This window comes from Amycolatopsis sp. NPDC052450, assembly GCF_044547565.1.
Taxonomy (GTDB): Bacteria; Actinomycetota; Actinomycetes; order Mycobacteriales; family Pseudonocardiaceae; genus Amycolatopsis.
Genome location: NZ_JBIUAQ010000005.1, coordinates 85,377 through 107,071, shown reverse-complemented (window position 1 = coordinate 107,071; position 21,695 = coordinate 85,377). Strand labels below are relative to the sequence as shown.

At 68.9% G+C, this 21,695-nt stretch carries 18 protein-coding genes; 11 read left to right on the top strand and 7 right to left on the bottom strand.

Annotated elements, in window-relative coordinates:
• The first annotated feature begins 67 nt into the window (after positions 1-67).
• Together rplQ and truA are read left to right on the top strand one after the other, a co-directional pair.
• Entirely contained in the window at positions 68-631 is a 564-nt protein-coding gene (gene rplQ, locus ACIHAO_RS11175) for a 50S ribosomal protein L17 (RefSeq protein ID WP_020633327.1), read from the top strand.
• 73 nt (positions 632-704) lie between these two features.
• Positions 705-1,538 (top strand): tRNA pseudouridine(38-40) synthase TruA, encoded by an 834-nt coding sequence (gene truA, locus ACIHAO_RS11170; RefSeq protein WP_396557176.1) that lies wholly within the window; start codon positions 705-707, stop codon positions 1,536-1,538.
• Here truA and ACIHAO_RS11165 read toward each other — a convergent pair.
• The 3 genes from ACIHAO_RS11165 to eccE form a co-directional block, all read right to left on the bottom strand.
• Positions 1,508-2,467, bottom strand: coding sequence for an endonuclease domain-containing protein (locus ACIHAO_RS11165; RefSeq protein WP_396556817.1), 960 nt, complete (start codon positions 2,465-2,467; stop codon positions 1,508-1,510). The two genes, truA and ACIHAO_RS11165, sit on opposite strands and share 31 nt — an antisense overlap.
• 242 nt (positions 2,468-2,709) lie before the next feature.
• Complete coding sequence (locus tag ACIHAO_RS11160) at positions 2,710-3,432, bottom strand: hypothetical protein (protein WP_125788830.1); 723 nt, start codon at positions 3,430-3,432, stop codon at positions 2,710-2,712.
• Complete coding sequence (gene eccE / locus ACIHAO_RS11155) at positions 3,429-4,610, bottom strand: type VII secretion protein EccE (protein ID WP_396556815.1); 1,182 nt, start codon at positions 4,608-4,610, stop codon at positions 3,429-3,431. The genes ACIHAO_RS11160 and eccE overlap by 4 nt, the downstream gene beginning before the upstream one ends.
• 549 nt (positions 4,611-5,159) lie before the next feature.
• Here eccE and eccB point away from each other — a divergent pair.
• The 3 genes from eccB (at position 5,160) to ACIHAO_RS11140 (ending at position 8,316) form a co-directional block, all read left to right on the top strand.
• A complete protein-coding gene (gene eccB / locus ACIHAO_RS11150; protein WP_396556813.1) occupies positions 5,160-6,773 on the top strand; it encodes a type VII secretion protein EccB in 1,614 nt (537 codons plus the stop codon).
• Between the two features lie 68 nt (positions 6,774-6,841).
• The gene (locus tag ACIHAO_RS11145; protein ID WP_125790065.1) at positions 6,842-7,156 is read left to right on the top strand and encodes a hypothetical protein; all 315 of its coding nucleotides are present in this window, start codon (positions 6,842-6,844) and stop codon (positions 7,154-7,156) included.
• A 5-nt stretch (positions 7,157-7,161) separates the two neighbouring features.
• Entirely contained in the window at positions 7,162-8,316 is a 1,155-nt protein-coding gene (locus tag ACIHAO_RS11140) for a WXG100 family type VII secretion target (RefSeq protein ID WP_396556811.1), read from the top strand.
• 98 nt (positions 8,317-8,414) lie between these two features.
• On the opposite strand, the gene mycP is transcribed toward ACIHAO_RS11140, so the two are convergent.
• Together mycP and eccD are read right to left on the bottom strand one after the other, a co-directional pair.
• Positions 8,415-10,046 (bottom strand): type VII secretion-associated serine protease mycosin, encoded by a 1,632-nt coding sequence (gene mycP / locus ACIHAO_RS11135; RefSeq protein WP_396556809.1) that lies wholly within the window; start codon positions 10,044-10,046, stop codon positions 8,415-8,417.
• 23 nt (positions 10,047-10,069) lie between these two features.
• A complete protein-coding gene (eccD, locus tag ACIHAO_RS11130) occupies positions 10,070-11,434 on the bottom strand; it encodes a type VII secretion integral membrane protein EccD (protein WP_396556807.1) in 1,365 nt (454 codons plus the stop codon).
• A 469-nt stretch (positions 11,435-11,903) separates the two neighbouring features.
• Here eccD and eccCa point away from each other — a divergent pair, with 469 nt between their 5' ends.
• From eccCa to ACIHAO_RS11105, 5 genes are all read left to right on the top strand, one after another.
• Positions 11,904-15,911 (top strand): type VII secretion protein EccCa, encoded by a 4,008-nt coding sequence (gene eccCa, locus ACIHAO_RS11125; RefSeq protein ID WP_396556805.1) that lies wholly within the window; start codon positions 11,904-11,906, stop codon positions 15,909-15,911.
• A gap of 68 nt (positions 15,912-15,979) precedes the next feature.
• Positions 15,980-17,938, top strand: a complete 1,959-nt coding sequence (locus ACIHAO_RS11120) for a type VII secretion-associated protein (RefSeq protein WP_396556803.1) — start codon at positions 15,980-15,982, stop codon at positions 17,936-17,938.
• A 12-nt stretch (positions 17,939-17,950) separates the two neighbouring features.
• Positions 17,951-18,313, top strand: coding sequence for a hypothetical protein (locus ACIHAO_RS11115; protein ID WP_396556801.1), 363 nt, complete (start codon positions 17,951-17,953; stop codon positions 18,311-18,313).
• 233 nt (positions 18,314-18,546) lie between these two features.
• A complete protein-coding gene (locus ACIHAO_RS11110) occupies positions 18,547-18,867 on the top strand; it encodes a WXG100 family type VII secretion target (RefSeq protein WP_125790059.1) in 321 nt (106 codons plus the stop codon).
• A 55-nt stretch (positions 18,868-18,922) separates the two neighbouring features.
• Positions 18,923-19,207 carry a WXG100 family type VII secretion target gene (locus ACIHAO_RS11105; RefSeq protein WP_396556799.1) on the top strand — a complete coding sequence of 95 codons (285 nt, stop codon included), beginning with the start codon at positions 18,923-18,925 and terminating at the stop codon, positions 19,205-19,207.
• 122 nt (positions 19,208-19,329) lie between these two features.
• Here the strand turns inward: ACIHAO_RS11105 and ACIHAO_RS11100 are convergent, their stop codons facing one another.
• Together ACIHAO_RS11100 and ACIHAO_RS11095 are read right to left on the bottom strand one after the other, a co-directional pair.
• Positions 19,330-20,058, bottom strand: coding sequence for a DUF4333 domain-containing protein (locus tag ACIHAO_RS11100; protein WP_396556797.1), 729 nt, complete (start codon positions 20,056-20,058; stop codon positions 19,330-19,332).
• A gap of 3 nt (positions 20,059-20,061) precedes the next feature.
• Positions 20,062-20,952 carry a hypothetical protein gene (locus tag ACIHAO_RS11095; protein WP_396556795.1) on the bottom strand — a complete coding sequence of 297 codons (891 nt, stop codon included), beginning with the start codon at positions 20,950-20,952 and terminating at the stop codon, positions 20,062-20,064.
• Positions 20,953-21,229: 277 nt separating this feature from the next.
• Between ACIHAO_RS11095 and rplM the strand changes: the two genes are divergently transcribed.
• A complete protein-coding gene (gene rplM / locus ACIHAO_RS11090) occupies positions 21,230-21,682 on the top strand; it encodes a 50S ribosomal protein L13 (RefSeq protein ID WP_005166833.1) in 453 nt (150 codons plus the stop codon).
• Positions 21,683-21,695: the final 13 nt, after the last annotated feature.

The window sequence follows — 21,695 nt, the reverse complement described above, 5'->3', positions numbered from 1 at the left end:
TCGGCTCCCTCACCGGTAGGGGTGGGGGAGCCCCGGCCTCCAGCTGTGAGCTGAACGAGGAGAACCGATGCCCACCCCCACAAAGGGACCCCGTCTCGGCGGGTCGCCCGCGCACGAACGGCTGATCCTGGCCAACCTGGCCACCCAGCTGTTCGAGCACGGAAAGATCACGACGACCGAGGCGAAGGCCCGGCGGGTGCGCCCGCTGGCCGAGAAGCTGATCACGAAGGCGAAGCGGGGCGACCTGCACAACCGTCGTCAGATCCAGCGCATCGTGCGCGACAAGGATGTCGTGCACAAGCTGATCGCCGAGATCGGTCCGTTCTTCGCGGAGCGTCCGGGTGGCTACACCCGGATCACCAAGACGATGGCACGCAAGGGCGACAACGCCCCCATGGCCGTCATCGAGCTGGTTGCCGAGAAGACCGTCACCGCCGAGGCCGAGGCCGCGCGCAAGACGAAGTTCGCCAAGGACGAGCCGAAGGCTGCCGCCCCGGCCGCCGAGGAGACCACCGAGGCCCCTGAGGTTGCCGACACGGCCGCCACCGAGGCTCCGGAGGCCACCGAGGCTCCCGCCGCCGACGAGGCCGCTGAGGCCCCCGCCGCGGACGCGGACAGCAAGAAGGACTGACGTCCTGACGGCACCGAACACCCCGGACGAGCCCGCCACTCCCACTGCGGAGGGCGGGCTCGTTCGTCTGCGTCTGGATGTTTCCTACGACGGCACCGATTTCTCCGGCTGGGCGCGGCAGCCCGGGCGGCGCACGGTGCAGGGCATTCTCGAAGAGGCGCTCGCGAAGCAGCCCCCAGGAGCATCGGTCCCGAAGTCCGTCGTCGTCGCCGGCCGCACCGATGCCGGTGTGCACGCGTCCGGCCAGGTGGTCCACGTCGATGTGTCGCCTTTAGCGGGCAAAACGCGCTCCGGCCGCCTGGAACTGGACGAGCAGGGCATTCCTGACCTGGGGCGGATGCGTCACCGCTGGAATCGGTACCTGCCGGGGGACGTGCGGGTGTTGGACGCACGGGTCGCGGCGCCTGGGTTCGACGCGCGGTTCTCGGCCGTGCGGCGTCACTACCTTTACCGTGTTTCGGATGCGCCATGGGGCGTGGATCCGTTGCGGCGTCACGACACTCTGGCCTGGCCCCGCCCGCTCTCGGTCGATGCGATGAACGAGGCGTCGTCGGCTCTCTTGGGACTTCAGGACTTCGCTGCCTTCTGTAAGCAGCGTGAAGGCGGGACGACCATTCGCGAGCTGCAGCGGCTCGAATGGCGGCGCACCGGACCGCACGCGGTCGAGGTCGCGGTCTCCGCTGACGCGTTCTGTCATTCGATGGTGCGTAGCCTCGTGGGGGCACTGCTCTTGGTCGGCGACGGCCGTCGCCCGCTCGATTGGCCCGGCGCTGTTCTGGAGAGCCGGACGCGTGACAGCGCTGTCGCTCCCGCACACGGCCTGACGCTGATGGCCGTCGACTACCCGCAGGACACCGAACTCGCCGCCCGCGCGGATCAAACGCGGGCCATACGTACCTCCTCCTGATCCGGGGCCGGTGCAGTTAGCGGGCTAAACGCGCCGCGGCGGGCCTGCCACACGGCCTCGACGATGCCTTTGAAGTCGTTCGCCAGGTCATCCGCGGTGACGATGACGAAACGCCAGCCCTCGGCCTCCGCCCGTCTTCGCCGTTTGCGGTCGTGGGCTCGTTGCTTTGGCGTGTTGTGCCATCGGCCGTCGTATTCGATGGCGACCCGGTACGTCTCGTCGCCGAGGTCGAGACGAGCGACGAAATGACCCGTTCGGGAGAAGACCTCGAGCTGAGGTGTCGCGGTAATGCCGCCGGCGGCCAACACGATCCGCAGTTCCGATTCCGGTGGTGACTCCGCGCGAGGGTCGGACAGGCGTAAAGCGTGCCTGGCCAAGCGGATGCCTCGATTACGGCGACCGTAGAACTCTCCGTTGAGGTGCAGGTCGGTCAGTTTCTCGGCCCTCATGAACTGGTCCAGATCGGGGACGCCGATGCGGAGCCGCCGTACCCACCCGGATTTACGAGGAGAAAGCCGGAGGAGCAGGTCCAGCGCGATCCGACTTCTCCGTGCGATGCGGATTCCGTTCCACGGCCTCGATTCTTCGGGTTTTATCTCGGTCCGCCGAATCTTGATACCGACGATCGGGCCGAAGCGTTGTTTCTCCGGTACGACCATCTCGACCGGATCATGGGGCTTGGCCAGCTGGACGCCCTGGACGGTCGCGGCCGATCGCCCGGTCAGCACGGCTTCCGGCGGTGCCAGTAACGCGGCCCCGCGGCAACGTAGTTCGTGCGTGACCTCGACGTCAGCGCGCGTGTAGACGTCCTGGAACAGACGCCGGACGCTCGGGCCACGCAGGCGGCTGGCCGTGATCAGGCCTGCCTTGCGTGCGTCTGAGCCACGGAAGACTTCGGGAAGGTGAGATGAATCGAAAGGTTTGGTCATGCCGATACGGTGATCGGCAAGACCGACAAGGCGCGGCCGCCACTGCCTTTCTGGGTCGATCTATCCACAACCCCCGGCTTATCCACAGCCTGCGCGATTCCCTCTTGACGCCCAAAGCCCGCGTCCCAGGTCGACTTTAGCGGCCTAAACGCGACGCGCGGCGGACGCAAAACGGGGGCACCGTCCGATATGGACAGTGCCCCCGCGGAGCGCGGTTAGCCCGCTAAAGTCGCCGCGTCGGGTCAGTCGCCGCGGCGTACGGGGCCCAGGATCTGCTGCTCTTTCGCCGTGGTGACCAGGCGAAGAGGGCGCCAGAGGTTCCGGCCCAGAGCGACGACCTGGTCGTCCTTCAACGTCGTGAGCTGTTTCATCATCTGGGGCGGGAGCCGCCAGATCCGCGCGGCGAGTTCGGCCTGGCCGGGCGGGAGCCGCTGCATCAGCACGAGGTCGGCCGCGTTCGCGGTCGCCCCGGCCTGCGGATGCAGATACGGCAGCACGTAGACCGTCGTCTGCCACGGCGAACGCGGCGGGAACAGGTCCTGCGGGGTCGGCCCGCCGTCGGTCACGACCAGCAGCGGCGCGTCCTCGGACGGGCGCGGGAGGTCCACCGGCGACAGCCGCCGGATCTGCACCAGCGGCGAAGGCCTGCCGTTGGGCTGATTTCCCGCGGCCTGCGGGAGAACCTGCCAGGCGGCGGGACGCCCGGTCGCCACGACGACCCACGCCCCCACCGCCATCGCCCGCAGCGCCACCTGACGAGCCAGGTACAGGCCACCGACGAGCACGATCCGGGTCGGCGCCGAGCGCAGCGCGGAAATCGTCAGCGGCTCACCCTTGAGCCCGGAGCCGAGGACGATGCCGCCTCGGTCACCGGACGGACTGATCGCGTCGAGCATCGCCGGGTCGACGGTGAATTCCGGGGCGACACCGGCGCTCTGGCCGGCGTCGCGCATGCGGGTGCTCATGCGGTGCCTCCGATCGGCAATGTCGCGGAGAACCCGGAGATCTGCAGGCCGCGCAGCGGCGTCAACGCCACTCCCAGCCGGTCCGAGATGCCCTGCAGCCGCTGGTCGGCGGCGTCCAGTTCACGGGGGTTCCGCGCGCTCAGCCGAACGATTCCCCGCAGGCCGATCTTGCCTTCGTCCGCGGACGGCGAGATCGACATCGCCACCGTCGCCGACAACGCGCGGACACTGGTCAGCGCGTTCAGGCTGCCGCTGATCTTGCCCTTCGGCCAGCTGGTGATCGCGTAACTCGCGTGCCCGATGCCCGCCGCGGTGACGCCGGTCCAGCGCTCCTGCAGACCGACCTTCCCCTGCGAGCCGGCGACCGCGGTCAGCTCCGCGGCCGAAATGCTGGACCGCAGCAGCTCGTCCGGATCGAGCGGCCGGGTCGGCACGCCTTGCGACTCCAAGGCGTTGCGCACCCGCGACAGCGCGCCGATCAGCGCGCGATGCGCACCGACGACGCCGCCGCCACGTTCGCGGATGGCGGCCGGGCATCGGCGCGGGTCGAGCCGGATGGCGACCCAGGTCGTCCGCCGCGCGGCAGCGGGCAGCGGGCCGAGCACCTCCATGTAGGAGCTGAGGGCCGGCGAGTCCGACGGAAGCGCGGCGCTGCCCGGGTAGCAGTGCCAGATCATCTGGATCGAGTCGAGGACCACACCGCGGTCTTCGAGGCACGGCGCGAGCGCGGACAGCGGCAGGCTCGGCGCGCCACCCGCCTGGGTGATCAGCGCGGGCGCGGGTTCGACGAGCAGGACGGCGGTCCACGTCCCGTCGTTCCAGGCGAGGCCGACCTGCTGACGTTCGTGGTCCACGCCGTGCGCGACGACGAGGTCGGGAACGGCGAGGCGGAGCAGGTTCACCCGGGCGTCGTCAGGGCCGGTGACGGCGTCCTCTTCGGCGGCGAGCGACTCGATGCTGCTCGGCGGAAGCGGATTCGCCACACGATCGTGTGAACGGAACATGTACCGCATGGTGAGGCCGGCCCATTGGGTGAACCAGCGGCCGCCCCAGCGGAGGAACGCGATGACGATCGCGACCCCGAGTACGCCGATCGCGACGTACTTGAGCTTCATGTTGATCGCGAGCAGGACGAGGCCGATCGCGAGCCCGAGTTCGAGCACGACCAGGTTCGCCACCGGGAGCGGGCCGAGGTTGATCCCACCGGTCCGGCGCCGCGTGGGCGCGGCGATCCGCGCCGCCGGAGCGGGCGGAGGGCCGGACTGCGGGCCGGGGCCGCCGGACGGGGGACCGCCCGGGCCACCTGGCCCACCAGGACCCCCTGGGCCACCAGGTCCGCCGGGACCCTTGGGCCCTCCCGGACCACCGGGGCCGCCAGGACCCTGCGGTCCGCCAGGCCCTCCAGGGCCGCCTGGGCCACCGGGACCGCGAGGAACTCCGGGACCTCCCGGGCCTCCGGCCGGGCCGCCCGGACCACCCGGTCTGCCGGGCCTTGGCGGCGGCCCCGGCGGACGACCAGGAGGTTGCGGCCCCGGAGGGCCGGGCGGACGTGGAGGAGTGGTGACGGACATCCGCGCTTTCTCTTCCCCTCGTGCGTGCTGCGTACCCGGAAAGCCGGTCCCGAGGAACTTGACACTAGCTGGAGTTGGTAGAAACCCCACACCAGACGGTCCCCGTACGGCTATCCTGCGGAACCGTACCGCGACGGGGAGGACTGTAGGTCGAGAATGCCATCAACACCGACTACCAAGTCTCAAGTTCAGGCCTACCAGTTCGTTCTGCGACGGATGCAATCCGCGCTGGTCCGTCGCGACGCCGTCATGCTCCACGACCCGATGCGCACGCACACGCGGGCCACCATCGTGGGTGTCGTGCTGGCCGCGCTGGGCGTCCTGGTCTTCGTCATCTGGGGCCTGCTGAGCCCGAAGCCGTCCGTGCCGGACGCGGGCAACATCGTCATCGGCGAGCAGTCCGGAACGGTGTACGTCGTGGCCGGGAATCCGAAGAAACTGATTCCGACCTTCAACCTCGCCTCCGCGCGGCTGCTGATCATCGCGCAGTCGAAACAAGGGGCGCAGCAGGCGGGGGCCAAGCCTTCCGGGCCGACGCAGGCATCCGAAGTGAAGAACCCCACAGTCGTCTCGGACGAACAGCTGAAGAACATTCCCCGCGGTCAGCTCATGGGCATTCCGAACGGCCCGCAGCTGATGCCGACGGAAAGCCAGCGTGTCTCCGCGGACTGGGGCGTGTGCGACGAGGTCATGTACGACCCGTCGGTGCCCCAACCGGATCTGTCGAAGACGGAGACGACCGTCTACGCGGGTGTGAAACAGCTCGGGAACCGCGAACTCGGCCAGAACGAGGCGTTGCTCGCCAAGGGCGCCAACGGCAGGGAGTACCTGATCTACCGGCAGCGGCCGGACCCCAACCTCCGGAACGCGAACGCGGTCAAGGCCGAGATCAAGCCGGACGCGAGCGCCGTCCGTTCCGCGCTGAAGCTGTCCGACCAGCCCCGCGGTATCTCCCAGGGGCTGCTCGACGCGATTCCCGAGGTGCCGGAGCTGAAGCTCCCGTCCGTCCCCGGTGACGGCGAGACCCCCAACTTCGAAATCGAAAACATGAAGGTCGGCGACGTCTTCTCCACCGAGCAGGCCGAAGGGCGGAAGGACTTCTACCTCATCACGAAGGAAGGGATCCAGCCCATTTCCCCGGCCGTCGCGGACATCGTGCAGACCGGGAAGAACGACGGCAGCACTTCGGTCATGTCCGTGCCGCTGGGCAAGATCCGCAACCTCACGCGCGTCTCCCAGGTCGTCGAACTCGACGCCTACCCCCAGACGGTGCCGACGGTGCTGAACGCGACCCAGGGTTCACGGGTCTCGTGCCTGGGCTGGTCCATCGCGGGCGAGGGCACCAACCGGGACGGGCACACGGCGGTGTTCGTCGACGACAAGCTGCCGAAGGGCAGGAACGCCGACGGATCCGCGCCCGGCGTCAAGATCGGCACCCCCGGCCCGGTGGGCGCCCCGATCAACAGTTTCTTCATGGAGCCCGGTTTCGCTGCCGTCGTCCAGTCGGCGACCGGCAAGGAGACCTTCGACAAGGGACCGATCCAGCTGATCTCCGATCGCGGGATCCGTTACGGCGTCCCCGACGCGGTGACGGCGGATTCGATCGGGCTCAACAAGCGGGTGCCCGCGCCGGAGTCCATCATCAGGATCCTGCCCAACGGCGCTTCGCTGAACACGCAGGACGTGCTCCGGACGTTCGACACCGTGCCGATCGACGACCGGGCCGGTTCGGTCGCCACGCAATCGCAGCAGGCTCCGGCGGGTAACTGATCGCGGGAACCCGCCGGACGGCGCGAGCGTCTCAACGCCCAAGCGGTATCGGGTGAGTGGAGGGTGCAGTGGCCGGCCTGAAGATCGACGGCGTCGTCGTCGGTGACTATGCGAAGCGGGTGGACGCGGCCGCCGGAGAGCTCGAACTGGCGGCCGCGGAGGTGACCGGGGACGGTGTCACCGTCGAGTCCCACGGAACGTTGGGGGAGGAGCTGGGCCTCGGCGCGTCCTACGGGCGCGCGGCGGAAGCCATCCGACGTCAGCTGGTGGAAGGCGCGGCCGCGCTGAGGTCGGCGTCCGAGGCACTGCACACCGTGACCGCGCGGCATGCCGGGCACGACGACGAGGCCGCGCAGATGATCAAGCGCGCCGTGGAGCTCTGAACCGCATGATCGCCGAATCGGAGAACCCGACGGATTCCCTCCCGCACCCGATGGCCGCCGCTCGTCCGGCCACCGCTCCCGTGGCGCCCCAGAGCGCGTTTAGCCCCCTAAACGCGACCGGCTCGGGTGGTGAGGAGCTGGTCGAGGCCGCGGCACCGCATCTCGCCTTCGTTTCGGAGCTGTCCGGCCATCTGGGGCTGATCGATCCGGTCGAGGCCTACCTGACCCCGCTGGCGGGGCGCTGGGAGGAGTTGAAGGACGAGGCGGACCGGCTCCGGAAAGCGGCGAAGGCCGCGGGCACCGTTTCGAAAGAACTGGCCGAGGACCTCGGGCGCCTCGACGCCGGGTGGGCAGGCAAGGACGCTGACGCCTTCGTCACCTACATCGTGGACATCAACGCCGCGGGCTCCGACGTCGAAGACGCCCTCACCACCTTGGCGGGTTCGCTCGACGAGCTGGTGTTGTCGATCCGCCGCATCCTGACCGACCTCGTCGAGATCCTGGTGGACACCGCGGAGCTGACCTCCGAGACCGCGATGCTTCCGGTCGGTGGCGTCCGGCGCGCGCGAACTCAGCTGGAAGAGGCGCAGGAGTCGGCCAAAGCCCTCTACGAAGCCGCGCGCGACGTCCTCGAGGGCTTCGTGCGGTTTTGCGACGGCGTCGACGATCCTGATGCCGGCTCGCGGAGTATCGAGATCGCTCACCGGTACCCGCAGGACGAGTTCAAACTCCACGACGATTCCGAGGCGCCGGGTGCGCCAGCGCCGGAGAAGGCCGCCGCTGAGGCGGACTCCGTTGCCACGTCTGCCACGTCCGACGAACAGTCGACGTCGCCGTCCTCGGCCGACGGCAGGAAGACCGGGTCGCAGGAACCTCTGATCGAGCAAGGTCAGGCGCCGATCCCGGAGGTCGCGCCCGTTCAGACCGCTCCGGCCCATGGGCATGGTGTCGCCGGGGCGGGATCGGCGATGATGCCGATGGGGATGGCGCCCATGATGGGCGGCATGGGCGGGGGAGGCCAGACGGCCCACCAGTCGAAGACGCGGCCCGCTTCGAAACCGTCCGACGTGGTCGGCAAGCCCGGCCAGGTCGTCCCGCCTGTTATCGGCGAGGACGACACCCCGGCGAAGCCCGCTCCGAAGCCCAAGCCCACCAAGTAGGCCGCCAGCGGCGGAGCGACTTTAGCGGGCTAACCGCGATCTGGGCGGCTCCGAGGCGAGTCCCGCTCGGATCACGGTTAGCCCGCTAAAGTCGACGCCTACGGGGTTTTGCGGGCAGGGGTGGCAGGCCGGTTGCGGCGGACCGAGTGGACCACGAACAGCGTGACGAGCAGCGCCACCAGGCCCCCGCCGGTTCCGGCGAGCGCGACGATCATCGGGGCGGGGTCACGGTCGTTCGCGGGCGGCAGATTCGCGGGCAGCGGGACCGGCTTGGCCTTGTCCGCCTCCGACGGCACGATCGCCGTCAGCGCCGCGATCGGGTCGACGACGCCGAAGCCGACGAAGTTGTCCCGTCCGCCTGGTGCCGCCGGATGCTGCGCCGTCGCCTTGATCCGGTTCATCACGTCACGAGCCGGCAGTCCCGGGAACTTCGCCCGCACGAGAGCGGCGAGTCCGGCGACGTACGGCGCGGCGAAGCTGGTGCCCTGGATGGCCCCGGGCTTCCCGTTGCCCTCGATCGTCAGGTTGGCGAGGCTGCTCGACCCCTCGGCCGGGTCCAGCGAGATGATCTTGGTGCCCGGAGCGGCCACACTGACCCACGGCCCGTTGACGCTGAAATCCGCGACACCGCCGGTGTCGTCGATCGCCGCGACCGACAGGACGTCGTCGGAGAACCACGGCGGCGTGACGATCATCTTGGGGGACTTGGGGTCCGGCTGATCGTTCTGCGGGCATTTCTCGCCGACGTTGCCCGCCGCCGCGACGACGACCACGTTGTTCTCGACGGCGTAGTTCACCGCGGCCTGAAGCTGCTGCTCGCCGAGGGTGATGTTCCCGTCCGCCTGACGACAGTTGTCGACCGACATGTTGATCACCTGGGCGCCCTTGTCGACGGACCGGACCACGGCCTGCGCGAGCGTCTTCAGCGTGCCCGCGGTCTTGCCCTGTTCCTGCTGCCGCCCGCCCTTGTCCTGACCCGGTGCGGTGCCGCCGACGGCACCGTTTCCCTGTGAGGACGGCGGAAGCTGCGATCCCGGATTGTTCGACGAAGACGGCGGAGCGGCGCTGGACGCCGGCGGCTCGGGCTTCTTCTCCGCTTCCTCGTAGTTCTGGCTGGACTGACGGATCGACAGGATCGTGGCGTCGGGTGCCACTCCTCGGAACCCGATGCTCGCGTCGGGCGGATTCGCGGCGATGATCCCCGCGACCTCGGTGCCGTGGCCGTCACAGTCCTCGAGTCCCGGTGCCTTGCCGCCGCCGGGGGTCGCGACGTAGTCACCACCCGATTCGACACGGCCTCCGAAGTACGGGTGCGCGGTGACGCCGGTGTCGATCACGGCGACCTTGACGCCCCCGCCGACCGACTGGGTGGCGCCGCGCATCAGCTGGTGCACCTTTTCGATCTGCAGGTACTCCTGGCCCCACGGGCGGTTCTTGATGTCGACCTGGTCGCCGCCGAGCTTGCTGCGCTGCACGCACTCGGTCTTCTTCTCGTAGGTCTTGTCCGGCTTGCCCTCGTCCGCCGGCTTCTTCGACTTGTCCACCGGAGGCGGGGTCGCGAAGTAGCCGTCGGAGTCCGCCGCGACGCTGCTTTGCTGCGCCCAGGCGGGAAGTGCCACCGACGCCGGAGAGAGAACACCGATACCGGCCGCCAGCAGCACCGTTCCGGTACGTCCGGCGAGGCCGAGGTGGCGGACGCGCGTCCCCCTGGACTTCCGCGCTACGGCCATCAGAGCATCATCCGATCGGGTCGTCACTTGAAGTTGAGGTGGCGCAGCGTCGTGTAGAGATCCATGACGCCGAGCGCCAGCGGGAGCACCGTCGCGATGAAGACGGCCTCGAAGATCTCCACGGTCCGCCGCAGCGGCGGCGAGAAGCGCTGGTTCGGGAAGATCACGCCGACCACGAGCGCGCCGGCGCCGATCAGCAGCAGCGCGCCGAACACGAACAGGACGCGGTTCAACGGGCTCGCCGACCACATCCAGCCGAGCAGGATGCCCGCGCCGGACACCATGCCGGTGGTCAAGAGGGCGATGGCCTGCGCGCCGTTCGCGTACGCCCGCGCCCTCAGGAGCAGGACCAGCGTGGCGATCACGCCGAGGATCGGGCCGAAGATCGAAGGAGACGTCGAGGCGATGATCGCGAACAGCGCGGTGGCCGCGCCGCAGCCGGTCAGCAGGCCGGTCATGTACTCGTGCGCGACCGCGGTGCGGCGTTCGATGGCGCGGTAGTCAGGGAAGCCCGAGTCTTCCTTGAGCTCTTCGGCGCTACCGGGAACGTGCGGCGTCGGAAGGGCCGCGAGTTTGATCGTCGCGCGCGGCAGCAGCGAGATGCACGCCAGCGAGAACGCGGTGGCGCCGGCCGCGATGCCGGCGATCGGAGTGTCGATGAGCGTCGCGGCCAGGAACGTCAGCGCCGAGATCGTGGCCGTCGTCGCGGCCGCGATGAACGTGGTGATGCCGTGCCCGATGACGAGGATGCAGACCGCCGCCACGATGATCACGAGAGTGCTCGCGAGCAGCAGGTTCGCCCACAGGGACAACCCCGGCACGATGTAGAAGCCGCTGACGAAGGCCAGCGGAAGCCCGCCCGCCGCGGCGATCAGCACGCCGGTCGCCTCGGCCTGGTAGGCCTTGGCCAGTGTCGCGCCGATCGCGACGCACGCGATCGCGCCGACGCCGCCCGCGATCGCGGCGGCGAGTGCGTTGCCGCCGTAGAACGACCCGCTGGTGAAGAGCGCGAGGGCCGCGAAGAACAGCGCCAGCCCGCCCGCGATGTGCCCGAAGCGGCGCGCCGTCTCCTTGGTCCACGGACGGAAGCTGTCCGGGGACGACTCGGCGATCGCGTCGACGACGTCGTCGTACAGCGGAGGCGGCGGGTTTTCGTTGCGCTTGCGCAGCTGGAGGAGCTCGCCGTCGACGACACCGAGGGACGCGAGGGTCCGGCTCGGGTCGAGCGGCGCGTCGCCCAGCTTCGCGAGTGCCCAGCCGCCGTGGCGGGCGCCGCCGTCCGGCGTCGCCTCCTTCGCCATCTCCAACAGCATGGGCAGCAGGTCCGCCACCGCGACGTCAGCCGGCAAAGCCACGTCGATCCGGGTGCGTGGCGCGACCACCGTCACCCTGCTGAATACCGTCGTGCCCGTTGCCACTGCCTTCCCCCTGCCCTGAGAGTCTGCTCCCGGGGGAACCTATACCGAACCCGGGTGCCCACATCATCGACTGTCGGAAAAAGACCGGCAAAAGTAGGAGAGGCGACCTCCGAGCCCCTCAGATCAGCTGCCGGCGCGTCGACTTTAGCGGGCTGATCGTGACGCGCCGGAGCTGTGGGCACCTGAGCGGACCCCGACCGCCGGATCGCGATTAGGGGGCTAAACGCACGTCGGGCCCCGGGGGCGCCGGATCGCACTTAGGCCGCTAAACGCAAGTCGGCGGAGCCCGCGTCCTACACTCCCGGCAGGCGTACGGCCTCGTCCGGGGTCGTTCTCGGCGTTGTCCGGATTTCACCGGCCACGTTCGATAGGTTGTCTCGCGCACCAGTACGCGCACCAACGGTGGCCGCCATCGTCGAGTTTGAAGAGGGGTCCTTCGATGAGCACGCTGCAGTTCAAGAAGTCACCGCGCCTGGCGGCACCTCGGCCGCCGGGTGGCGAGGTGCATCTCGAACCGCCGCCTGAGGTGCCGCGCACCATCCCGGGCAACATCGTCATGAAGTTGCTTCCCGCGGTGATGATCGTCGCCTCCATCGGGATGATGGTCTTCATGTTCACCACGGGTGGACGCAATCCCATGATGATGATGATGGGCGGCATGATGGTGCTCAGCACCGTCGGCATGATGGCCGGCGGCGCGGGCAAGGGCGGTGGCGCCAAAAAGGCCGAGATGGACGAGGACCGCAAGGACTACCTGCGCTACCTCGGCCAGATGCGCGACAGGGCCCGCGAGGCCATGGTCGACCAGCGTGCCGCGCTCGAGTGGGTTCACCCCGACCCGCAGACGATGTGGTCGCTGGCCGCGAGCCGCCGCATGTGGGAGCGACGCCAGAACGACCAGGACTTCCTCCATCTCCGTGTCGGCCGCAGTTCGCACCGGCTCGCGACGCGGCTGGTGCCGCCGCAGACCGGCCCGGTCGACGAGCTGGAGCCGATCGCCACGCTCGCCCTGCGCCGGTTCGTCCGCGCGCACTCGATCGTCCCGGACCTGCCGACCCAGATCACCCTCCGCGGGTTCGCCGCGGTCAGCATGCAGGGCGATCGCGGCCTCACCCGCGGTCTCACCCGGGCGATGCTGGCGCAGCTGGTCACCTTCCACAGCCCCGACGACGTCCTCATCGCGGTCGCGACGGCGGGCCGCGCCAAGGAGGAGTGGGAGTGGGCGAAGTGGCTGCCGCACGCCCAGCATCCGGCGCTCGCCGACGGTATCGGCCAGCTGCGGATGATGGCAGGCTCCCTCGCGCAGATCGAGCAGTGGCTCGACGAGGAACTCCGTGACCGTCAGCGGTTCTCCCGCAACGCGACGCCAGCCCCGGACCAGCCGCACATCGTCATCATCGTCGACGACGCCGAGGTCACCCGCGAGGAGCAGATCATCCTCGAAGAGGGTCTGGTCGGCGTCACCCTGATCGATCTTTCCGACTCCATCGGCAACCTCGCGGCCCGCCGCGGTCTGCGGCTGGTCGTCGAAGAAGACCGTCTCGGCGCGCGCAGCGCCGGCGGCGTCGAATGGTTCGGCCGCCCGGACACGCTCAGCGTGGTCGAGGCCGAAGCCCTCGCGAGGCTCCTCGCCCCGTACCGCGTCGGCACCGCCGCGCAGGACGCCGCCGAGGAAGAGCCGCTGCTGTCCAACCCCGGTCTGCTCGAACTGCTGGGCATCCCCGGCGACCCGATGACCTTCGACGTCCAGCAGTCCTGGCGCCCGCGCCCGGTGCGAGACCGCTACCGCGTCCCGTTCGGTGTCGGCGAGTACGGCCAGCCGGTCGAGCTGGACATCAAGGAAGCCGCGATGGAGGGCATGGGCCCGCACGGCCTGTGCATCGGGGCGACCGGTTCCGGTAAGTCGGAGTTCCTCCGCACCCTGGTGCTGGGCATGCTCGCCACGCACTCGTCGAGCACGCTGAACTTCGTCCTCGTCGACTTCAAGGGTGGTGCGACGTTCCTCGGTCTGGACGCGGCGCCGCACGTCTCCGCGGTCATCACCAACCTCGCGGACGAGGTCACGCTGGTCGACCGGATGAAGGACGCGCTGGCCGGCGAGATGAACAGGCGCCAGGAGGCGCTGAAGAACGGCGGTAACTTCAAGAACGTCTGGGAGTACGAGAAAGCCCGCGAGAACGGCGCCGACCTCGACCCGCTGCCCGCGCTCTTCATCGTCTGTGACGAGTTCTCCGAGCTGCTGGCCGCGAAGCCGGACTTCATCGACCTGTTCGTCGCCATCGGCCGTCTGGGCCGGTCGCTGCAGATGCACATGCTTCTCGCGTCGCAGCGGCTGGAAGAGGGCAAGCTGCGTGGTCTCGACTCGCACCTTTCCTACCGCATCGGTCTGAAGACCTTCTCCGCCGCGGAATCCCGTGCCGCGATCGGCGTGCCCGACGCGTTCGAGCTGCCGTCCGTGCCCGGTGGCGGTTACCTCAAGTACGACACCTCGACGCTGGTCCGCTTCAAGGCCTCGTACGTCTCGGGCCCGTACCGGCCCGCGGGGATCAAGGCGGCGGGCCCGGCCGCGACGGTGGTTCGCGCGGACAAGCGCCCGCAGCTGTTCGTCCCGGACTTCGTCGAACTGCCGAAGGAGCCGGAGCCGCAGCAGATCGAGGCCGCGCCGGTGGAAGAGGCCAAGCAGGAGGAGGCCGTCGAGCCCAGTGAGCTCGACGTGATCGTGTCCCGGCTGATCGGCCAGGGCCCGCCCGCGCACGAGGTCTGGCTGCCGCCGCTCAAGGAGCCGAACTCGCTCGACACCCTGCTGCCGAACCTGAACCCCACCGACGACCGCGGTCTTTCCCCGGTCGGGTTCTTCGGCAACGGACGGCTGCAGGTGCCGATGGGCATCGTCGACCGCCCGTACGAGCAGCGCCGTGACCTGCTGTGGGCCGACTTCTCCGGTGGCGCCGGGCACGGTGTGATCGTCGGCGGTCCGCAGTCGGGCAAGTCGACCATGCTCCGGACGCTGATCATGTCCATGGCGCTGACCCACACCCCCGAGGAAGCGCAGTTCTACGCGCTCGACCTCGGTGGCGGTACGTTGGCCGGTCTCCAGGGCCTGCCGCACGTCGGTGGCGTCGCCGTCGCCCGCCGCGAGCCGGACAAGGCCCGCCGGATCGTGGCCGAGCTGACCACCCTGCTCACCGAGCGGGAAGGCCGGTTCGGTGCCATGGGCATCGACTCGATGAACGAGTTCCGCAACCGCAAGCGGCGCGGCGAGATCAAGCCCGAGGAAGACGCCTTCGGTGACGCCTTCCTGATCGTCGACAACTGGAAGGCGCTGCGGGACGACTTCGACGAGCTGGAGACCTCGATCACCAAGCTCGCCACCCAGGGTCTTTCCTACGGTGTGCACGTCATCATCGCGGCGAACCGGTGGGCGGACATCCGCCCGGCGATCAAGGACATGATCGGCACCCGGTTCGAGCTGCGTCTCGGTGACCCGAGCGAGTCGGACATCGACCGCCGGGTCGCGGTGAACGTCCCGGCCGGCCGTCCCGGCCGCGGTCTCACCAGGGACAAGCTGCACCTGCTGACCGGTCTTCCGCGCATCGACGGTTCGAGCAACGCGGACGACGTCGCGGCCGGTGTCGCCGACGCGGTGGCGAAGATCAAGGCGGCGTGGAAGGGCCGTCCGGCACCGCAGGTCCGCCTGCTGCCGGAGATGGTCACCTACGACGAGGTCCTGTCCATCGACACCAAGCGCAACACGAAGCTGGTGCCGATCGGCGTCAACGAGGAAGACCTCCAGCCGATCTACCTCGACTTCGCCTCCGATTCGCACTTCTACGCGTTCGCGGACGGCGAGTCGGGCAAGACGAACCTGCTGCGCCAGATCACCCGGGGCATCACCGAGCGGTATACGACGCAGGAAGCGGTCATCATCCTCGTCGACTACCGGCGCACGATGCTCGGCTTCGTCGGCGGGGACCAGCTGCTCGGCTACGCGGTGTCCGCCGCGCAGCTCGACAGCATGGTCAAGGACGTCCACGGGTCGATGACCCGGCGGCTCCCCGGTCCGGACGTCACGCAGGAGCAGCTCAAGACCCGGTCCTGGTGGACCGGTCCGGAACTGTTCATCATCGTCGACGACTACGACCTGGTCGCCACGCAGACGAGCAACCCGCTGAAGCCGCTCGCCGAGTTCCTCGCGCAGGCGAAGGACGTCGGTCTGCACGTCATCGTCGTGCGCCGCAGCGGTGGCGCGAGCCGGGCGATGTTCGACCCGATCCTCGGCAAGCTCAGGGAGATCGCGGCGCCCGGTATGGTCATGAACGGCTCGCGTGACGAGGGCAACCTCGTCGCGAACGTGAAGCCGAGCCAGATGCCGCCGGGCCGAGGCAACCTCGTGACCCGGAAGCACGGCAAGCAGCTCATGCAGGTCTCGTGGATCCAGCCGGACTGACCTCCCGCGGAACCAGGTGAGGTCCCGGCTGGGCGAGGGGTGACGACGACGATCTGCGGGAGTGGCTAGTGACTGTGCGGGTAGCGGTGGACTTCGGGACATCGAGCACCTGCGTAGTCGCCTCGATCAACGGCCGCGAGCCGCAGGTCGTCGTGGTGGACGGGCAGCCCCTGATGTCGTCGGCGGTCTACGCCGCGCCGGACGGGACGCTGTTCGTCGGCCAGGAGGCGGAACGGCAGGCGGCGGTGGATCCGTCGCGCTACGAGCCGAATCCGAAGCGCCGGATCGACGAAGGCGACCTGCTGCTGGGCGACAACGTCCTCCGCGTGACCGACGTCGTCCACGCCGTGCTGAAACGCGCGGTGACCGAGGCGCGCCGGCTCGCCGGTGACGCCGAGGTCGAGCTGCTCGTCCTGACCCACCCCGCCGATTGGGGCGCGACCCGGACCCGTCTGCTCCGGCAGGCGGCGGGCGGGCTCGCACGTCAGGTCGCGCTCGTGCCGGAGCCGGTCGCCGCGGCGGTCTATCACGCGGCGACGTTCGCTCCGGCCGACCTCAACTCCGAGCGCACCGTCGAGTTCAGCGGCCGCCCCGGCGACGCGCTGGCGGTGCTCGACCTCGGCGGTGGCACCGTCGACGTCTCCGTGGTCCAGCGCATGCCCGGCAGCCCGGCGGATCGCAGTTCGCCCGCTAAACGCGCCGGGTTCCAGGTGCTGGCCACCCGGGGGGATCCGAGCTTCGGGGGAGCGGACGTCGATCAGGCGCTCCTGGAGCACGTGGGTTCGCTGGTGTCGTCCGTCGATCCGCCGGAATGGCGGAAGCTGGTCGAAGGCCGCGAACTCACCGATCGGCGGCGCCGCCGGGTGCTGCGGCAGGACGTGCGCGGCGCGAAGGAGACGCTGTCCCGGCACGCGTACACCGACGTTCCGATGCCGCCGCCGTTCGCCGACGCCCACGTGACCAGGGAGGACCTCGAGCGGATCATCGCGGGCCCGCTCGGACGCGCGGTCGAGTTGACCGTGGCCGCGATCGGCGATTCCGGGCTGCGGCCGAAGCAGCTGACGGCGATCTTCCTCGTGGGCGGGTCGAGCCGGATCCCGATGGTGTCCCGGCTGGTGCACGAGCGGACCGGTGTCGTGCCCACCACGCTGGACCAGCCGGAGACCGTGGTCGCCCGAGGTGCCCTGCGCGCTGTGCTGATCGACCCGGACCGGACGGGGTCGCTCGCGGGTTCCGCGGTCTCGCGCGTCGGTAGCGCCCCCGCGCCCGCCCCCGCCGATCGGCGCCCCGAAAACCCGCGCCCCCAGTTCCCGCCCGGCCCCCACCAGCCCGCCCCGCACCCGCAGAGCGCGTTTAGCCCCCTAAACGCGACGCGGCAGCAGGGGCCGCCGTCGCCTCCGATGGGACAGCAGGGGATAGCGGCCCCGCCGCCGTGGCGGCCGGGTGAGCCTTCCCGTGAGACCAAACCCGCCGAGCGCGGCGGGAAGGGCAAGAAGACGCCCTGGATCATCGCCGCGGCCGTGGTCGCCGTCGCGGCGGTCGTCGGTGGCGTCCTCTTCGCCGTCAACAGCGGGGAGGCCGAGCCGGAAGGCCGGACGCTCGCCCAGTACGACTATCGCTTCATCGCGCCGATGGACTGGACGCAAACCGACGACCGCGTCGCCAACCGTCAGGTGGTGATCCACCCGAGCGACTCCCTCACCGGCGACGACCTGGTGGTCGCCCAGGAGTACGTGATGGCCTACGACGCGACGGCCGACAGACAGAAACTCGTCGACGAACTCAGCGCCGGGGCACGGGAGAAACCGCATAAGTACAGTGGCTTCAACGGTTCCGCGAACTACGCCGGCCGGACCGTCATCTACTACCGAGAGACCAAGCCGAGCGCGCGTGTCGACTGGTACGTCGTCGCGCAGGGAAAAACCCGCGTCCACATCGGTTGCCAATACGGCACCGGCTCGCCGCTCGAACAACGCGTGAGCGCGGCCTGCGAGCAGGTCGTCAAAACGATGGTGGTCGTCAACTGAAGGGGGAGGCGAATGCCACCCGAACCCGAGACCGCCGCCGAACACTTCGCCCGCACGGGGCGGGACGCGGTCACTTATGCCCGGCAGGTCGCCCGAACGGCCAAGGCACGGTACGAACGCCGCCGTGGCGAGAACGCGGAACTGGCGAAGCAATTCGGCAAGGGACGGCTCGCGGGCGGCGAGACGGCGCCGACCCCCGCCGCCGTCCGGAACGCGGCGAAACGGTTCCGCACGGGCGCCGGTCTTCCGGTTCCCGCTTTGCCCGCAGCGGCAGACTTGGTTCCCCTTCGGCCAGAACCGGTGGCCAGAAGGCCACGTGTGGGTGACGACGACGAGGACTTTTCGCAGTCGCGAATCATGAGCCGAGGCGATTGACCGGCCACTGTGCGTTTGCTAAATCGCGTGGTGAAAGCCCTTTTCGGCACGCGATTCGCAGCGCGCTGACCGGGTTCCCGCGTTCGGTTCCCGCCCGGAGCGTTAACGCAAGCAACTACTTGAAACCAACGAGCGACAAGAGGGAACCAGACGTGGCAGTGTCTCCGTCGTAGGTCCGTACCAAACGAACTTCACCAAGTACGGATAAACCACGAACGAAGGGGGTAGCTCCCATGGCTGGCGGATTTACCGGGACAGTTGAGCAGTTCACCGAGGCCGAGAAGCGCGTGACCGAGGTCCGCGTTTCGATGGACCAGAACCTGAGCAAGCTTCGCGACAACATCGAGGCCACCCGCGCGGGCTGGACCGGCGACGCGGCGCTCGCGTTCAACAACGTCATGACCCGCTTCGACGGTGCTGGCCGTAAGCTCAACCAGTCCCTCCAGAACATCGGTGACCTGCTCGAGCAGGCCGGTTCGAAGTACAACGCGACCGAGCAGCAGCAGCAGGAGCTCATCAAGTCGGTCAACCAGGGCTTCGGCGTCCTCGGCTGATTCGGCCGCACCGCACCAAATCCAAGACTTTCTTACTTTCTGACTGGAGGAACTTATGGGCGAGATGAAGGTCGATTACGCCACGATCCACGCGGCGGCCGACGACTGCAAGAGCACCGGTGGCGAGCTGGAGTCCCTCTTCGGGCAGCTGAAGAGCGACCTGTCGCCGCTGGTCAACACCTGGGACGGTGACGCGAAGGTCGCGTACATGGCCGCTCAGCAGGAGTGGGACAACAGCTTCGAGGAGCTCAAGCAGCTGCTCGCGCAGGTCGCCGGCGTGCTGCCGCAGCTGGCCGACGGCTACCAGGCCACGGAACAGGGCGTCACCGGCCTGTTCTGAGTCTTCCGGCTCCGAACGAGCAACGGCGGGCAGGCATCTTCGGATGCCGAGCCCGCCGTTTCGTTTGTGTGAAAGAAAAAGCCGCGACGGGTTCGTCGCGGCTTTTCCGTGTCCGGCGGAGATCAGTGCGGCGCGCCGACCTCGAATTCCGGGGTGGTGTTCAGTACCCGGACGGTGACCTTCTTCTGCTGCCCCGAAAGATCGATCGAGCAATCGAACGTGGTCCCGTTCTCCACCTGTTGGCCGGAAGGACACGTCACGTTCTTCACGTCCGGCTCCCCGTAGTGCTCGTTGAGCACGCGGACGACACCGTCCTGGACCGACTTCTCGTCGAGAGTGTCACCCGCGAACGCGCCGAGCAGCCAAGCCGAGACGCCGCCCGCGATCACGACGGCCGCCGCGATCCCGCCGATCAGCAAGGTCTTCTTGGAAACCTTGGGCTTCTTCGGGGGCTCCGTGCCGAAAGCGCCGAGCCCGCCGTACTGCGACGACTGTGCCTGCTGGAAGCCTCCGCCGTACTGTCCCTGCGGGGGAGTGCCCGGAACCTGTTGCGGGGCTTGCCAATCCTGCTGCTGCGGCGCGGGCTGCTGCTGCGGTTGCTGCCATGCCGTGCCCGGCGCGGGTGCGGCGTTCTGTTGCCATGGCCCGGAAAACGAGCCGGTGACGCCGGGCTGCTGCTGCCATTGCCCGGTGTAGGAACCGGTGGTCGCGGCGTTGGGGTCGTTCTGCTGCCACTGCCCGGGATGCGGCCCGGTCGCCTGGCCGTCCTGCTGCCAACCCTGCTGCTGGTTTCCGGGGTTCGCCGGCGGCTGCCACCACTGCTGCGGCTGTTGCGGCTGCTGTTCGGTCATGCCTCAGACGCCTTTCAACTCGTTGAACCGGCGGTTGAAATCGTCCTTGGCCGCCTTGTCCGGCAGCACGGTGATCTGCGAGGCGTCCGGCAGCCTCGGCAGGTCCTGCGTGCTCGCTTTGCCGGTGAAGCGGAAGTCGTAGCGCAGCTCGATCTTGTGCCCGCCGCCCTCGATCTTGGCGTCCATCACGATCTGGTTCAGCGTCCCGTCCGAGTTGAGGGAGACGGTGGTCCGGACCGGGGCCTTCTTCATGTCACCGGTGATCGCCCCGCTGATCGACGGCGGCAGGATCTCCACCCGGCGTTCCATGAACTTCCCGAAGGGGACGTCGGCGGTCAGCTCGATCCGGTTCTCCGGAAGGCTTTTCGCGCCCTTCACGATCTTCTTGTCCGCGTTGTAGGCCACGGCGATCGCGTCGGCCATCTTGCAGGCGGTGATGATCCCGACCCAGGCGCAGGGGATGGTCAGCCCGGTCTCCGACTTCGGCATCGAAACCCACGGCGTCGGGGCGAGGCTCTTGTAGACGGGGCCGAGGTACACGTATTCGACGGTGCCGTCGGCCGGGGTGTACCAGTCGATGCTGTCGTCCGGGTTCTTCTGCGAGCGTTGACGGCTGACCCGGCCTTCCGGGGAACCGGTGCGGGCCGACGAGAGCGTGCTGCGGATGTACTTCTCGTCGAAGCGGAAGTAGGCGCCCGACTCGCTGGTGACGTCGCGCTGGTCGCCGATGGTGTCCTGCAGCTTGTTCATCGCCGTCTCGAACTTCGTGCCGACGTAGGTCGCCGCGTCGTCGCCCTTCGGCACGGCCGTGCCCGCGCGCCCCTGGCCGCAGGCGGTGGTGAGCACCAGCACGGCGCTCAGCACGCACAAGATGGTCGTTGGACGTTTCTTCATCGCCGTTCCCCTGAATCGAGTCCCCCGCGCGCGGTGCGCGTCCGGATCGTCTCATCCTCTCCCGCGAAGGACGATGCCGTGGGCGGTTCCGCCACACCGGCGAGGTACAGTTGCGGGGCGCCCGCCGGGCGCCGGTCCTAGTATGGGACCCCGGACCGACCCCCGCTTCGCAGTAGGGTCGGGCGTGGGGGTATCTTCATATGTCGTTGTGCGCTGCGGCGCGTAAGCGCTAGGCCCGCACAGAACCCACACGCAATGTTGACGACGAGGTAGACCCTTGCCCACGTACAGCCCCAAGCCCGGCGACGTCACTCGTGCCTGGCACGTGATCGACGCCGAGGATGTCGTGCTCGGCCGGCTCGCGACCGAGGTCGCCACGCTGCTGCGCGGCAAGCACAAGCCGACCTACGCTCCGCACGTGGACACCGGTGACTTCGTCATCATCGTCAACGCCGAGAAGGTCGCGCTCACCGGTAACAAGCGCGAGCAGAAGTTCGCGTACCGGCACAGCGGTTACCCCGGTGGTCTGCGTAAGCGCTCCTTCGGTGAACTGCTCGACACCAAGCCCGAGCACCTGCTCGAGAAGGTCGTCAAGGGCATGCTCCCGAAGAACAAGCTCGGCCGCGCCCAGGCGAAGAAGCTCAAGGTCTACGCCGGCGCCGAGCACCCGCACGCCGCGCAGCAGCCGCAGGCGCGCGAGATCACCAAGATCGCGCAGGTCGCGCAGTGAGTGAGGAACAGTC

Coding starts and splice junctions, on each gene's coding strand:
- rplQ (WP_020633327.1), top strand. CDS start 68: ATGCCCACCCCCACAAAGGGACCCCGTCTCGGCGGGTCGCCCGCGCAC.
- ACIHAO_RS11165 (WP_396556817.1), bottom strand. CDS start 2,467: ATGACCAAACCTTTCGATTCATCTCACCTTCCCGAAGTCTTCCGTGGC.
- ACIHAO_RS11160 (WP_125788830.1), bottom strand. CDS start 3,432: ATGAGCACCCGCATGCGCGACGCCGGCCAGAGCGCCGGTGTCGCCCCG.
- eccB (WP_396556813.1), top strand. CDS start 5,160: ATGCCATCAACACCGACTACCAAGTCTCAAGTTCAGGCCTACCAGTTC.
- ACIHAO_RS11140 (WP_396556811.1), top strand. CDS start 7,162: ATGATCGCCGAATCGGAGAACCCGACGGATTCCCTCCCGCACCCGATG.
- mycP (WP_396556809.1), bottom strand. CDS start 10,046: ATGGCCGTAGCGCGGAAGTCCAGGGGGACGCGCGTCCGCCACCTCGGC.
- eccCa (WP_396556805.1), top strand. CDS start 11,904: ATGAGCACGCTGCAGTTCAAGAAGTCACCGCGCCTGGCGGCACCTCGG.
- ACIHAO_RS11115 (WP_396556801.1), top strand. CDS start 17,951: ATGCCACCCGAACCCGAGACCGCCGCCGAACACTTCGCCCGCACGGGG.
- ACIHAO_RS11110 (WP_125790059.1), top strand. CDS start 18,547: ATGGCTGGCGGATTTACCGGGACAGTTGAGCAGTTCACCGAGGCCGAG.
- ACIHAO_RS11105 (WP_396556799.1), top strand. CDS start 18,923: ATGGGCGAGATGAAGGTCGATTACGCCACGATCCACGCGGCGGCCGAC.
- ACIHAO_RS11100 (WP_396556797.1), bottom strand. CDS start 20,058: ATGACCGAACAGCAGCCGCAACAGCCGCAGCAGTGGTGGCAGCCGCCG.
- ACIHAO_RS11095 (WP_396556795.1), bottom strand. CDS start 20,952: ATGAAGAAACGTCCAACGACCATCTTGTGCGTGCTGAGCGCCGTGCTG.